General features: G+C 63.5%; 13 protein-coding genes and 1 pseudogene. 5 read left to right on the top strand and 9 right to left on the bottom strand.

What is annotated here, in order from left to right; genetic code table 11:
* Nucleotides 1-45: 45 nt before the first annotated feature.
* The 3 genes from SHTP_RS12930 to SHTP_RS12920 all read right to left on the bottom strand — a co-directional run bounded on the left by SHTP_RS12930 (nt 46) and on the right by SHTP_RS12920 (nt 2540).
* On the bottom strand, nt 46-618 hold the full coding sequence (locus SHTP_RS12930; RefSeq protein WP_223161353.1) for a chorismate mutase: 573 nt from the start codon (nt 616-618) through the stop codon (nt 46-48).
* A 52-nt stretch (nt 619-670) separates the two neighbouring features.
* Nucleotides 671-1516: an alpha/beta fold hydrolase gene (locus SHTP_RS12925; RefSeq protein ID WP_096370805.1), complete on the bottom strand. Its 846-nt coding sequence runs from the start codon at nt 1514-1516 to the stop codon at nt 671-673.
* A gap of 79 nt (nt 1517-1595) precedes the next feature.
* Nucleotides 1596-2540, bottom strand: a complete 945-nt coding sequence (locus SHTP_RS12920) for a TIGR03621 family F420-dependent LLM class oxidoreductase (protein ID WP_096370804.1) — start codon at nt 2538-2540, stop codon at nt 1596-1598.
* Between the two features lie 185 nt (nt 2541-2725).
* On the opposite strand from SHTP_RS12920, the gene SHTP_RS12915 reads away from it, so the two are divergent.
* Nucleotides 2726-3316, top strand: coding sequence for a lipoprotein LppJ family protein (locus tag SHTP_RS12915; protein ID WP_015355543.1), 591 nt, complete (start codon nt 2726-2728; stop codon nt 3314-3316).
* Between the two features lie 83 nt (nt 3317-3399).
* On the opposite strand, the gene ag85B is transcribed toward SHTP_RS12915, so the two are convergent.
* Nucleotides 3400-4377 (bottom strand): diacylglycerol acyltransferase/mycolyltransferase Ag85B, encoded by a 978-nt coding sequence (gene ag85B / locus SHTP_RS12910; protein ID WP_096370803.1) that lies wholly within the window; start codon nt 4375-4377, stop codon nt 3400-3402.
* A gap of 715 nt (nt 4378-5092) precedes the next feature.
* Between ag85B and SHTP_RS12905 the strand changes: the two genes are divergently transcribed.
* Nucleotides 5093-6235: a DUF7159 family protein gene (locus SHTP_RS12905; RefSeq protein ID WP_096370802.1), complete on the top strand. Its 1143-nt coding sequence runs from the start codon at nt 5093-5095 to the stop codon at nt 6233-6235.
* Here SHTP_RS12905 and SHTP_RS12900 read toward each other — a convergent pair.
* The 4 genes and pseudogenes from SHTP_RS12900 to SHTP_RS12885 all read right to left on the bottom strand — a co-directional run bounded on the left by SHTP_RS12900 (nt 6199) and on the right by SHTP_RS12885 (nt 10006).
* Nucleotides 6199-6926: pseudogene (locus tag SHTP_RS12900) on the bottom strand (DUF4389 domain-containing protein). The gene SHTP_RS12905 and the pseudogene SHTP_RS12900 sit on opposite strands and share 37 nt — an antisense overlap.
* 174 nt (nt 6927-7100) lie before the next feature.
* The gene (locus SHTP_RS12895) at nt 7101-7652 is read right to left on the bottom strand and encodes a YceI family protein (RefSeq protein ID WP_172900545.1); all 552 of its coding nucleotides are present in this window, start codon (nt 7650-7652) and stop codon (nt 7101-7103) included.
* A 29-nt stretch (nt 7653-7681) separates the two neighbouring features.
* On the bottom strand, nt 7682-8695 hold the full coding sequence (locus SHTP_RS12890; protein WP_015355549.1) for an alcohol dehydrogenase catalytic domain-containing protein: 1014 nt from the start codon (nt 8693-8695) through the stop codon (nt 7682-7684).
* A gap of 24 nt (nt 8696-8719) precedes the next feature.
* Nucleotides 8720-10006: a cytochrome P450 gene (locus SHTP_RS12885; RefSeq protein ID WP_096370800.1), complete on the bottom strand. Its 1287-nt coding sequence runs from the start codon at nt 10004-10006 to the stop codon at nt 8720-8722.
* Nucleotides 10007-10459: 453 nt separating this feature from the next.
* Here SHTP_RS12885 and SHTP_RS12880 point away from each other — a divergent pair, with 453 nt between their 5' ends.
* The 3 genes from SHTP_RS12880 to SHTP_RS12870 all read left to right on the top strand — a co-directional run bounded on the left by SHTP_RS12880 (nt 10460) and on the right by SHTP_RS12870 (nt 11467).
* Nucleotides 10460-10864 (top strand): hypothetical protein, encoded by a 405-nt coding sequence (locus tag SHTP_RS12880; RefSeq protein ID WP_020725313.1) that lies wholly within the window; start codon nt 10460-10462, stop codon nt 10862-10864.
* A 17-nt stretch (nt 10865-10881) separates the two neighbouring features.
* Nucleotides 10882-11175 carry a hypothetical protein gene (locus SHTP_RS12875; protein WP_036449915.1) on the top strand — a complete coding sequence of 98 codons (294 nt, stop codon included), beginning with the start codon at nt 10882-10884 and terminating at the stop codon, nt 11173-11175.
* A gap of 73 nt (nt 11176-11248) precedes the next feature.
* A complete protein-coding gene (locus tag SHTP_RS12870) occupies nt 11249-11467 on the top strand; it encodes an Rv1893 family protein (protein ID WP_011739344.1) in 219 nt (72 codons plus the stop codon).
* A gap of 50 nt (nt 11468-11517) precedes the next feature.
* Here SHTP_RS12870 and SHTP_RS12865 read toward each other — a convergent pair whose 3' ends face one another.
* The gene (locus tag SHTP_RS12865) at nt 11518-12645 is read right to left on the bottom strand and encodes a nitronate monooxygenase (RefSeq protein ID WP_096370799.1); all 1128 of its coding nucleotides are present in this window, start codon (nt 12643-12645) and stop codon (nt 11518-11520) included.
* Between the last annotated feature and the right edge of the window lie 58 nt (nt 12646-12703).

Genomic DNA, 12703 nt, shown 5'->3' with positions numbered 1-12703 from the left:
CGAAATTCACCGAGTAGGGAGGAAAACCGCCCGCGGGCCGCTACCTCAGGCTTGGCCCCCGGCCGGGCAGTACGACCTCGTTGCGGTCAACAGAGCACGTTGATAGAGGCTGTCCAGCTGACGAGCCCGTATCGTGTCTGCCCTCGCGAGGTCGAGTTGGGCCGCGCAGGACGCCGACTCCAGCAAACTGCGATTAAGTGTTATCTGAGATAAAATCTTATCGTTTAGCGCATCGATCTCGGCGCGCGATGCGGACAGGTCGGGGGGTGCCGCGGGGACGTCGGCCGAGCCAAACTTCCAGTCCGCGAAGCGGCTGTACTCGATCGCCTCGGTCGCGCTGATCTGGTCGCCAAACAACCGGGTGACGTAGTTGGGGTCGACCTGTGCGGCGCGGGCCGCATCGCCCAGCTTGGCGAGTTGTTGCTGGACGCGGTCCGGGTCCTCAATGGCCACGCGAGCATGCCACTTGAAGGCCGCCACCGGGTCTGCCACGGCCAACCGCTGCGCCGCCGCGTCGACCAAGGTGATCAGCGGGCTGGCACTGTCGGCCCGCACCTGCCCGGGCGCGCCCAGCGCCACCGCAAGCAGGGCGGCCGCCCCGCCGAGCCCGACACCCAACCGATGCCGAGTCGATCGGCGCGCTGGAAAAACCACGCCTCATCACAGCATGTCAGCCGTGGTGTGCGCCAACAGTGCTGATCGCGTTGATCACCGCCGCCGGCTCATTGAGAGCGACAAAGGTTTTCGAACCCGGTACCTCGATGATCGACGCGTCCGGGAAGAGCTGGGCCATGCGGCGAGCCAGCGTCGGCTTGAAGCACCGGTCTCCCATGCCCCAGACCAGCGTCACCGGCTTGGTGAACTGGGCAAACCGCGTCGACACCTCGGTCAGATCGGTGGCGGCGACATGTCGAAGCAGTGTGGCCAGGTCATCGCAGATGCGAGCGTCTGTGCGGCAGGGCTGCAACCACGACGCCGTCAGCGCGGCGTCTGGCTTGTTCAACAGCAGGCCGAACCCGAGCGGGGAGTGCCGCAACGGCCGCAACCCCATCGCCGCAAATAGCGTCTTGATCGATCTTGGCCCCCGAAGCAGCGTGAATACGGCCGGAAACGGAAACGGTGGAAAAGTCTCGAAGGCATCGCAGTTGGTGAGCACCAACCGACCGACCAGATCCGGGTGGGCATCGATCGCCAGCTGACACAGGCCGCCACCGGTGTCGTTGCCCACCAAGGTCACGTCGGCGAGATCAAGGGCGACCATGAACTCGTGAATCATCTCCGCGATCCCGGCGGGGGAGAGGTCAGCGCCTTCGTTAGCCGGGATCGTGTGGGAACCCAGCGGCCAGGTGGGCAGGATGCACCGAAACCCCATCGCGGCAAGCCCTTCGGCTACGGCGGACCACAGGCGCTCAACGACGAGAATGCCGTGGACGAATAGCACCGGGCGATGTGGGGAGTTTTCGGGTCCGAGCACTCGGTAGGCGATTGTCGCCTGACTCAGCGTGACCTGTGCCATCGGTGCCACCCCTTCGCGGATACTTACGTGCTGTCAGTACGTAAGTTACGTGCAGCCCGCATGAAAGTCAATGGTGGCGCTAGTTCAGGTCACCAAGCACGGTGATGACCGGGGCGAAGGCCGCCACATGGGGCTGGGGGATGGTGTAGTGAGTGAAGCCGTATCGTTCCCGATTCGCGCGCAGCTGCCGCGCTATCTGCTCAACTGTACCGATGAGAAGCGTTGGGGATTGCAGGATTTCGTTGGCGGTTAGCAGGTTGCCATACTTGGCGGCGAGCATGCCGGCGACTTCCCTACGGTCATCGGTCAACACGACCTCTTGAATCAACGTGTGTAACTCCGGGTGTCTGGCAGCTCCGGCACACCGACGCACGTAGGCGACCCGTTGCTCGATCTCGGCTACGATGGCCAGTCGCATCGTCCCTGGGGGCCGTCCTTTGACCTGGTACAGGCACGCGATGCTGACCGTATCGGCGTATTGCGCGGCAAGTCGCAGCACCTGATCACCGGTGCCGCCGACTAGCAGGGGTGGACCGTAGCCGCCGAATCCCCGCCGCTGCGTCGGGCGCAGTACCGCAATGTTGTGGGCTTCGCGTAGTTCAGCTTGTTGGGCGAACCCGTCCTCGGCGAACCGGCTGGCGAGTTCTTCGATGGTCTGGCGCAACCGAGCGGTTCGTGTCGTGAATGACGGGAATGGAATGTCCGCCTGGTCGTACTCCCATTTCATATGCCCGGCACCCAGACCGACCTCGAGCCGGCCCCCGGTCAGGACGTCGGTGGTCGCGATATCGCGAGCCAGCAACGCCGGGTTCCACCATGGCGCGTTGAGCACCAAGGTGCCGACCCGCATTCGATCGGTGGCGGCTGCTGCGGCGACCAGGGTCATGAAGGGTGCGGCGATTCCGAGGTGGTCGGCAGCGAAGACGGCGTCATACCCCCATTGTTCGGCGCGTCGGCACGTTTCGATGAACGTGTGTACCGGATCGATGCGAAACACGTTGAACGAGAACCGGAATTCGGGCACGGGGGTGACACTGCCAGCCGGGAGCCGGGCCAACCAGCGTGTTCGCGGCGAGCGCAACGTCACAAGGTGGGGTCTTGGGTGCACCGAGACCCGTTTGACGGGTGCAACCGCAACCGCGACCAACGATAATCAGCCGCAGCGACAGACACCCAACCATGGCGCCACGGGAAACAGATGCCCCACCGATGATCCAGCGCAACGACACAAGCAGACAGTGGCTCGGCAGGAGCCAGCTTCGATTCGCCGTCGCCAGCACCCTGGCTACCTGCTTACTCCTCGGCGCAGCCGTGCTGCTGGTGGACAGCCGTAAGTCGTCGTCTGCCGGCGCCATCGACCATCCCGGCATCCCACTTTCCGACGCTGCGACCGAAGCCCACGTCGTTGAATCGGCCAGAGGACTCGTCGCCGTCGCCGGGCTACGGCCGATCGCCGCGGGTTACCTCTTGATGTCCTGCAAGAACCGCGAGGATCCGCCCTATCAGGGCGCGATCTATCTGACCTTCACCTTGCCCGTCGACGCCCACGCAGATACCTACTTTCGCGCGGTGGCGGGCACGCTGGTCCAGCACGGATGGACCGAGGGACGACCACCCGCTGAGCACGTGTTCGGCAGGACCTTGACCAGGGACGACACGACAGCCGTTCTGTATCGGCACCGCGATGACCCCACCATGGGAGTCCTACGGCTCTACGGTCCGTGCCGCAACACCACAGATCACCGCCGCGACACGATGGGATGGACCGATATCAGCGACCAGTTCGGCCCGCTCCGGTAGGACAACGCCAGAAACGACCGCTGGGCTCTACGGGCCCGGAAAACCGGGGCCGTCAAGCCCAGCAGTTTCGATCTGATTGGCGATCAGGCGCCGCCGAGGCTGGTCTGCAAGTCGCCCTTCATAGCGTTGAGCTGTGCGCCCCAGTACTCCCAGCTGTGCGTTCCGTTGTCGTTGAAGTTGAACACCGCGTTGTGGCCACCGGCCGCGTTGTAGGCGTCCTGGAACTTCAGGTTGCTGCTGCGCACGAAGTTCTCCAGGAACTCGGCGGGCAGGTTCGCGCCGCCCAGTTCGGAGGGGGTGCCGTTGCCGCAGTAAACCCACAGGCGGGTGTTGTTGGAGACCAAGGCAGGGATCTGGATCGTCGGGTCGTTGCGCTGCCAGGCGGGATCGCTGGACGGCCCCCACATGTCGCCGGCCTTGTAGCCTCCGGCGTCACCCATTGCCAAGCCGATCAAGGACGGTCCCATCCCTTGGGACGGATCCAGCAGCGCCGACAGCGAACCGGCGTACACGAACTGCTGGGGGTGGTACACCGCCAAGATCATCGCCGAAGAGCCGGACATCGAGATGCCGATCGCGGCGCTACCGGTGGGCTTGACGCTGCGATTGGCCGACAGCCATTCGGGGAGTTCGCTGGTTAGGAACGTCTCCCACTTGTAGGTCGAGCAGCCGGACTTACCGCAGGCGGGCTGGTACCAGTTCGCATAGAAGCTGGACTGGCCGCCTACCGGCATGATGACGGACAGGCCTGACTGGTAGTACCACTCGAACGCCGGGGTGTTGATGTCCCAGCCGTTGTAGTCGTCTTGGGCGCGCAGGCCATCGAGCAGGTAGACCGCAGGCGAGTTGTCCCCGCCGCTTTGGAACTGGACCTTGATGCTGCGCCCCATCGCCGCGGATGGCACCTGCAGGTACTCAACGGGCAAGCCCGGACGCGAAAAAGCTTTCGCAGCCGGCGCGCCGCCGGCGAGTCCGACCAGGCCAGGAAGGGTTATCGCGGCAGCCGCGCCGATTAGCAGCCGCCGTCCCCAGGTTCGGATTTTCCCGCTCACGTCTGTCATACCTGTGCCCCTTGTCCGTATGTAGTCGTGTGCTCCCGGCAGAACTTACCGCGTGAGTACGGCAAATGTCGATCGGGACGCGAACTCATTTCATTTGGATATCGGCCACCGCCACGGACACAGCACCTGTGCTACGCGAGCCGCCACGATCCCGACTTCTCGGTAATAACCTCCCGGCGGCCCTGATAAACCAGCCCCAGCAGCCGTGATGCAGCTGTGGCCAGGACAGTTGGCGGCTAGTCGGCACCCGCACCTAGTCAGCTGATCGCCCGCGCGCGGTGGCGCTCCGCGAGCGGGGCGATATGCAACCAATCAGGCGGCGCCCGCGTGCCGCATGGGGTCGCATCGGTCGGTATGGGGAGAAAGCGCTTGCGGATTCAATTGACGAATCAGACGAATCAAATGACGAATCGGCGGAAAAGTCGGCCGGAATATCGGGGAGGCGGCCAGCGGGAGCAATCCACGCATTCCGCGCTCCGTTGGCGCCGTAACCGACGCCAGCGGCAATGCCCACTTCTTGTGAGTCACCTGCGGGTTTGCCTACCGAGGCGGCCGAATTTGCATCGACCGCGTACTCTCTGTCAAGACAAGCCGATGGAGACCACACTATTCCGGTCATTTCCGGCGCTGCCCACACCAGCACACCAGGGCCCCTTGGTGCGCGCTGGCGGTGGCTGAGGGCGTCGGGCTCCGGAAACGATTGAGGTGCGAAGTTTTGGATACGGCACTTGGGCTATCAGTAACGCCGACCACCGTCGGGTGGGTCCTCGCTGAAGGACACGGTGCCGATGGCGCCATCCTCGATCACCACGAGTCGCAGTTGCACGGTTCTCGCGGCATGCGCATCGTGCACACCGCCGAGCAGGTCGCCGATGAGGTTTGGCACGCGAAAGAGGTCGCCAGCGGTGCGGGCCATCGCCTGCGCATGATCGGCGTGACCTGGAGCGACGAGGCATCCGCGCAGGCCGCGCTGCTGCTCGAGGCACTCACCGACGCGGGTTTCGACAACGTTGTGCCGGTTCGGCTGCTTGACGCGGTGGAGACGCTGGCCGAAGCGATCGCACCGGTTATCGGCTATGACCAGACCGCGGTCTGCATCCTCGAGCACGACTGGGCAACCGTTGTGATGGTTGATACCCGAGACGGGAAGACTCAAACCGCCGTCAAGCACGTTCGAGGCGGATTCGACGGCCTGAATTCCTGGCTGACCGGAATGTTCGACCGCGGTGCGTGGCGCCCCGCCGCCGTCGTGGTCGTCGGTTCCGACACCGACGTTGAAGAATTCTCTTGGCAGCTCGAAAAGGCTCTGCCAGTGCCGGTTTTCGCACAGACGATGGCCCAGGCGACAATTGCGCGCGGCGCAGCGCTGGCGGCCGCCCAGAGCACCGATTTCACCGACGCCCGGCTGATCGCAGACGTCAGCGAACCCGCCCCGGCACCCGAGCGGTCGCTGCACTACGCCGGAGCGGCAACCACCCTGGCGGCCGCCGCGGTGACCTTCGTTGGGTCGCTATCACTGGCGATCGGTCTGCAGCTCACCCCGGAAAGGCATCACACAGCCACCGGTCACGCGGGACACAAGCCAACGCCTGAGATCGTAGAAGCGGTCGCCCCCGTTGTGCCGATGCCCGCGCAACCAGAGCCGTCCGCTCCTCATCAGGCACCGGCCCCCGGTGCGGGGCAGGAGCCCATTCGTCTTACCGCCGGTGAGCAGATCACCGACGCCGCGCCGGTCGAACAACCTGGCGGGGAGGCACCGCAGTCCGAGCCCGCGGATGGATCACCGATGTTGACCCGAGTGCTTACGCACATCCCCGGCAGCTACGGCGAAGAAGAGGGCTCTCGCCCACCTGAGTAGTCCGCCACCTTGGTCAGGCTCACTCGAAGGGCTCGCGTGGACCCATGTCGAGCCGAAACGGCGGGTACTCGTCGCGCATCAACCCGGTATAGGCGTGCACCCGCAGGCTCCAACGGTTGACCCCGATCAACAGGTTGTACAAGCCATCGGAGTAGCGCCCGGTGAACAACAGCGCTATCGCGGCGCTAACCACCACAATCACCACCAGCGACGGCAGCATTACACCGCCTAATTCATGCCGGCCAAGCATGACCACGCGCCAGCCGCCGGAAAAGAAGGCGGCCAATATCAGGTAGTGGGGAATGGCCAGCAGCCACCACTTGATCAACACCAGACCGCGATGTAGGCGCTGCGGATACTCAACGTCCAGATCGGCAGGGTACTGCGGGTTCTCCCGCAGACTGAATGGCGGATAGCGGTCGGTGCCCAACACCGTCAGCGCGTAAAACGCGACCCGCCACCGCCACCGCATGACGCCGACGTTGAAATCAAACAGCGGCCGTGGATATCTGCCGGTGAGCAGGATCGCGAAAAAGGCAATCACGGTGGCCACGAAGGCGCCCAGATACAGGAAAACCAGGACGATGTAGTGCGGAATCGCCAAGATCCACTTGATCAGCCATTGCCAACGTGACAATGCGGGATCGATATCCCCCCTCACCCGGACCGGATAGGCAGTTGGTTGCGTCATCGACGGCTCCTTCGACTACACGTACTGGTCATCACGCTCTTGCACACCACGAAGGCTACTGCCGAGCAAGCCACCAAGCACCAGAAGCCTTTCAGCGCGGGCGGCCGTACGGCGGCCACCGGAGCGGTAACACATTGTCTTCCAGCGGTTTATCGGCGGCCGGCAAACCGTTCATCAACCATTCTTGGCCCGCACGGCGCTGAATGAGATCGTCACCTCATCGGCAACCTGCAGCGATCCCATCAGTAGTAAGTAAGGCTTGACACCGTAGTCGGACTGGCGAACCGCCGTTTCGGTGGACATGCGCCATGAATCGCCCAGATCATCTGTGTGCAAGTCGATTACGTGCTGATGCGACGTTCCGTGAATATGCAATGCCCCACTGAGCCGGTAACCATCCGCGGTCTTCTCGATGGCATCGGCGGAGAATTCGATGCGCGGAAACCGATCGGCGCGCAACGATTTCAGTGCATTGGACCGCACCAGGACCTTCTCCGGCCCGGAAAGCCCCTTGACTCCGCCCTCGCCGCGTAGCACCTCTAGCGAATCCACCTCGACAATGAGGTCTGCGGCGCTGGGCTCGTCAGCTACCCAATTCACCGTCGCTTGCCAGCGGGTCATCGCAATGGTCAGTCGATGGCCCATTTTCGCTGCCCGTCCCGCGACACCAGTGCCGATGAGTAGCTCGCCGTCGGAAGCATCCAGGGTCCACACAGCCTCGCTCACAACACGACTGTATTCGCTTGGCCTGGCCCTTACATGGCCAGGACCGTGCGATAGCGCGTCCGGCCTTGCTCCATCGCCTCATAGCCATCGGCGGCCTGCGCGAGCGGTCGCTCTTCGATCCAGGCCCGCACACCGGACAAGACCGCGAAATGCATGGTGTCCTCCACGTCTTTAGCGGTACCGGATGGGTGACCCGTGACGCTGAGGCCGGGGTTGATCAGCTGGACCGGGCTGATCGGTAGCGGATCAGCCGTCACGCCGATGACGACCAGCTCGCCGCGGGGAAGAAGTCCGCCCACCGTTTCAGCCATAGCTGCCGAATTGCCAGCGGTCGCCAACACGACCGCGGCACCGCCGATCCGTCGCAATCCTTCCGCTACGTCACCCGTGGTGGAATCGATGTAATGGTGGGCTCCCAGCTGGCGTGCATCCTCGGCCTTGGCACTACCGCGAGCGATCGCCACAGTCTCAAAACCCATGGCACGACAGAACTGTAGCCCCAGATGGCCCAGACCTCCGACACCGAGCACCGCCACCCGATCGCCCGGCCGTGCCCGGGTGTGACGCAACGCGTTGTACGTCGTGACGCCGGCGCAACCCATTGGAGCCGCCTCGGCGTCGGAGAGCTCTGCCGGAATGCGAGCCAGCGCGGTGGCCGGCACCGTCACCGATTCCGCATAGCCACCGGGATACTGCCAGCCTGGAACCTTCATCTTGGAGCAGTGGATGAACATTCCCTTGCGGCAGGGATCGCAGTGGTTACAGTTTCCGCCGAACCAACCGACAGCGACGCGGTCGCCAACTGCGAAATCCTCAACCCCATTTCCGATTTCGGCTATTCTTCCGGCGATCTCGTGTCCAGGCGTCAGCGGCCAGCCCAGGCCTGGAAAGGCCCCGTGCACAAATGCCCGGTCGGTGCCGCAAATACCACACGCAGAAACTGATATACGCACCTCGCCATCAGCCGGCGGAGCAGTATCGACATCAACCAGCTGTAGGGGCCCGCCCGCCGCACCAATTTGGACAGCTTTGTGGGTTGCCATCAGCTCGCCTCTACTATTCGTTTGTCAGTGCGCGACAGGACATTTCCCGGATGAATCGCTGTGGTAGTCGACCTGCCAGTGTTTGATTCCATTCAGCCAGCCCGACCGTAGCCGCTCTGGCCGGCTGATCGATTCCAGATCCGGCATCACATCGGCGATCGCATTGAACATCAGGTCGATCGTCATCCGGGCCAGATTAGCCCCGATGCAATAGTGCGCGCCGGTGCCGCCAAAACCCACGTGTGGGTTGGGGTCGCGCAGGATGTTGAACGTATACGGGTCATCGAATACGTCTTCATCGAAATTGGCGGAGCGGTAGAACATCACCACCCGCTGGCCCTTTTTGATCCGCACCCCCGACAGTTCATAGTCTTCCAGGGCGGTGCGCTGGAACGAGGTCACCGGAGTCGCCCAGCGCACGATCTCGTCGGCGGTGGTGACAGGACGCTCCCGTTTGTACAACTCCCACTGATCGGGGAAGTCGGTGAAGGCCATCATGCCCTCGGTGATGGAGTTGCGGGTGGTTTCGTTGCCGGCCACCGCCAGCAGGATGACGAAGAAGCCGAACTCGTCGTCGGAGAGCTTGTGGCCGTCAATGTCGGCCTCGACCAGCTTCGTGACCAGATCCTGGCCCGGATTCTTCGCCCGGTCAGCCGCCATCTGCATGCCGTACATGATGAGTTCGACGGAAGCGGTCAGAGCATCGTTGGTAGCGAACTCTGGATCTTGGTCGCCGACCATCTCGTTGGACCAGTGAAAAAGCTTCTTGCGGTCTTCCTGCGGTACGCCCATCAAGCCAGCGATGGCTTGCAGCGGCAGTTCGCAAGACACCTGCTCCACAAAGTCCCCCCGCCCCTCGGCCGCGGCTGCCTCGACGATGCGCCGAGCGCGCTCTCTGAGGTCGTCGCGCAGCCGCTCGACCGCCCTTGGGGTGAATGCGCGCGAGACGATCTTGCGCAGCCGGGTGTGTTGCGGTGCGTCCATATTGAGTAGCACGAACTTGCCGCGTTCGATCTGCTCATCAACCGTGCCGTCTTTATAGCGGGGGAGCGCGGTCTTTTGCAGGCTGGAAAAGACATCGCTGCGCAGCGAGATCTCCTTGACGTCCTTGTGCTTTGTCACCACCCAAAAACCGCCGTCGTCGAACCCACCGCAGCCCGTCGGCTGTTCGTTCCACCAGATGGGCGCGGATCGACGCATCTCGGCGAGTTCGGCTACCGGTAACCGCTCCGCGTAGATGTCGGGGTCGGTGAAATCGAATCCGGGAGGCAGATTGGGGACCGACGTGGCGGTTGGCTCGGCAGCTGGCATAAGGCCACTCCTCGATGCGAATTCTGTTAGTCGTCGTCTATTGCCCATAATCCATTGCTCCACCGCGGTTGGGAAGAACTCCGACCAGATCCGCGAAGAGAAATTGCAACGCGTTCAGCCGCCAGGATTTCCTGACACGTCCGAGACCGAAACGAGTTCACGAGTCCCGACCGGCGTCGAAGAGACACCGCGCGAACCTCCCATGGCGACGAGCGCGCTTGCCCATCGCGGCCAGCGCCGACCGGCCCGACACGACGGATATCGGCGTCGCAGTACACCGAAGGCACTGGTCAAATCCGTCTGGCAGGCCACCCGAGCCCCCGGCCTCGCCGCCGGTGACGGCGGATGGTCGCCGCCTTGTCCCACACCGTCGGCTTTGCTATCCAATCTTGTGGGCCAGGCCACAATCGTTATGCTTTGGGAAAGCTTGCCGGTGCCACGAAGGGGTGGAAGATGATTCGGGAACTGCTCGCCGCCGCGGCAATCACGGGTGCCGCGATCGGTGTAGCACCTGTCGCCGTGGCCGACCAGCCGCATTACGAGGGTGACGTGCCAGGGATGAACTACGACGCCTCATTGGGTGCGCCCTGCGACAACTACGAACGCTTTATCTTCGGACGCGGCACCAGCGGCCAAGCCGAGGCGTGCCATTTCCCGCCGCCCAACCAGTTCCCGGCCGCCACCACCGGCTACTGGGTAATCTCCTATCCTCTGTACGGGGTCCAGCAGACCGGAGCGTCGTGCCCGGGTCCGAATTCCGCCGCCCAGACCGAAGACGGCTTGCCGATGCTCTGTCGGGGTGCCCAGGGATGGCAGGCCGGATGGTTTACCGGAGCGGGCTTCTTTCCCCCCGAGTGATCCAGTGACCTGATCCGATGACGCCCGAGGCGCAGCAAGCCGAATCGCCGATCCCGCGGTGGTTACGGTTTGTCCTCGCGTCGGATCGGGCGGGCTCGGCGTGGTACATCGGGGCCGGATTCTTTTTCGCGCCAGTGTTGGTTTTGTTGTCCCCGTGGCCGGCGGCTACCGCGGTCCTGTGGTGGATCATCGGGCTCGCCGGGCTGTGGCTGGGTCTGCTTGGAATAGCGATGGCGGTTGGGCTGGCCCGGGTGTTGCGGTCCGGTGACGAGATCCCGGAACAATACTGGCGCACCCTGGTCGACTACTGACTCTGGCATGTTCGAGGCGAATTCGCCGGGACTACAGTCGTATCAAGCATCCACCAACGAAAAGGAGCCTCCGATGGCCATCAATCCCAAAGATGCAGTCAACGCGGCCAGGGACATCGCGACCAATGCCGTCGAGAAGGCCTCCGACATTGTCGAGAACGCCAGTGACATCATCCGCGGCGACGTCTCCGGGGGAGCCAGCGGCATTGTGCAGAACTCGATCGACATCGCGACCCACGCAGTCGACAAGGTCAAAGAGGTGCTCATCGGCAAGGACGACGACCTGGATTAGTCCCGGCTGGCAGTCACCGACACCAGGCTCGGCGGGCCGCGCGACTGCCGTCAGACGGCGGCGGCGTTGAGTTCGTCGAGCCTGTTGGTTGCCTCGAGATATTCCTGCACCCATCTCTCGATGACGGTGGCAGCCTTCTCGACCTTGGTGAACTGTCCGACCACCTGACCAACCGGATTGAACACGACGTCCACGGTTTCGTTCGGGTACTTGTTGGTGGCCCGCACCGCCATGCCGGAGACCATGTACTGCAGTGGCATGCCTAGCGGCTTCGGGTTGTCCGCTTGCTCCCACGCCTCGGTCCAATCGTTGCGCAGCATCCGGGCCGGTTTTCCGGTGAACGAGCGGCTACGGACCGTGTCGCGGCTGGATGCCTTGGCGTATGCCGCTTGTTGCACTGGGGTGTTGGAGGCCTCCTCGACCATCAGCCACTGCGAACCCGTCCATGCCCCTTGGCATCCCAGCGCCAGGGCCGCGGCGATCTGCTGGCCACTGCCGATACCGCCGGCAGCCAGGACGGGGACCGGTGCCACTTCCTTGACGACTTGCGGCCACAAGACAATCGAGCCCACCTCACCGCAGTGCCCGCCGGCCTCGCCACCCTGGGCGATGATGATGTCGACGCCCGCGTTCGCGTGCTTGCGGTCCTGCGAGGGCGAGCCGCACAAGGCGGCAGCCTTGCGGCCTCGCTCATGAATATGCGCGATCATCTCCGCCGGAGGGGTGCCGAGCGCATTGGCGATCATCGTCACCTTCGAGTGCTTGAGTGCCACTTCCACCTGGGGAGTGGCCGTCGCCTCGGTCCAGCCGAGCAACTGCAGACTGTCCTCGTCGGCGTCCTCAATTGGGACACCGTGATCAGCGAGGATCTTGCGGGCAAAGTCCAGATGCTGTTGCGGAACCATTGACCGCAACGTGTTGGCCAGTTCCTCCGCCGACAGGTGCGAGTCCATGCCCTCGTACTTGTTGGGGATGACGATGTCAACGCCGTAGGGGTGATCGCCGATGTGCTCGTCGATCCAGTTGAGCTCGATCTCTAGCTGTTCGGGGGTAAATCCAACCGCCCCCAGGACGCCGAAGCCCCCGGCCTTGCTGACCGCGACGACAACATCGCGGCAGTGCGTGAACGCGAAGATTGGAAACTCAATGCCAAGTTCGTCGCATATGGCGGTGTGCATGCCTGCTCCCCGGAAACTAACGGACGATGACGGAATTGGAACATGTTCTAGTTTAGTA

This window comes from Mycobacterium ulcerans subsp. shinshuense (genome assembly GCF_002355775.1).
GTDB lineage: Bacteria > Actinomycetota > Actinomycetes > Mycobacteriales > Mycobacteriaceae > Mycobacterium > Mycobacterium marinum.
The sequence above is the reverse complement of the archived record's forward strand: the minus strand, read 5'-3'. Positions and strand labels throughout refer to the sequence as shown.

Coding starts and splice junctions, on each gene's coding strand:
- SHTP_RS12925 (WP_096370805.1), bottom strand. CDS start 1,516: ATGGCACAGGTCACGCTGAGTCAGGCGACAATCGCCTACCGAGTGCTC.
- SHTP_RS12915 (WP_015355543.1), top strand. CDS start 2,726: ATGATCCAGCGCAACGACACAAGCAGACAGTGGCTCGGCAGGAGCCAG.
- ag85B (WP_096370803.1), bottom strand. CDS start 4,377: ATGACAGACGTGAGCGGGAAAATCCGAACCTGGGGACGGCGGCTGCTA.
- SHTP_RS12890 (WP_015355549.1), bottom strand. CDS start 8,695: ATGGCAACCCACAAAGCTGTCCAAATTGGTGCGGCGGGCGGGCCCCTA.
- SHTP_RS12885 (WP_096370800.1), bottom strand. CDS start 10,006: ATGCCAGCTGCCGAGCCAACCGCCACGTCGGTCCCCAATCTGCCTCCC.
- SHTP_RS12880 (WP_020725313.1), top strand. CDS start 10,460: ATGATTCGGGAACTGCTCGCCGCCGCGGCAATCACGGGTGCCGCGATC.
- SHTP_RS12875 (WP_036449915.1), top strand. CDS start 10,882: ATGACGCCCGAGGCGCAGCAAGCCGAATCGCCGATCCCGCGGTGGTTA.
- SHTP_RS12870 (WP_011739344.1), top strand. CDS start 11,249: ATGGCCATCAATCCCAAAGATGCAGTCAACGCGGCCAGGGACATCGCG.
- SHTP_RS12865 (WP_096370799.1), bottom strand. CDS start 12,645: ATGCACACCGCCATATGCGACGAACTTGGCATTGAGTTTCCAATCTTC.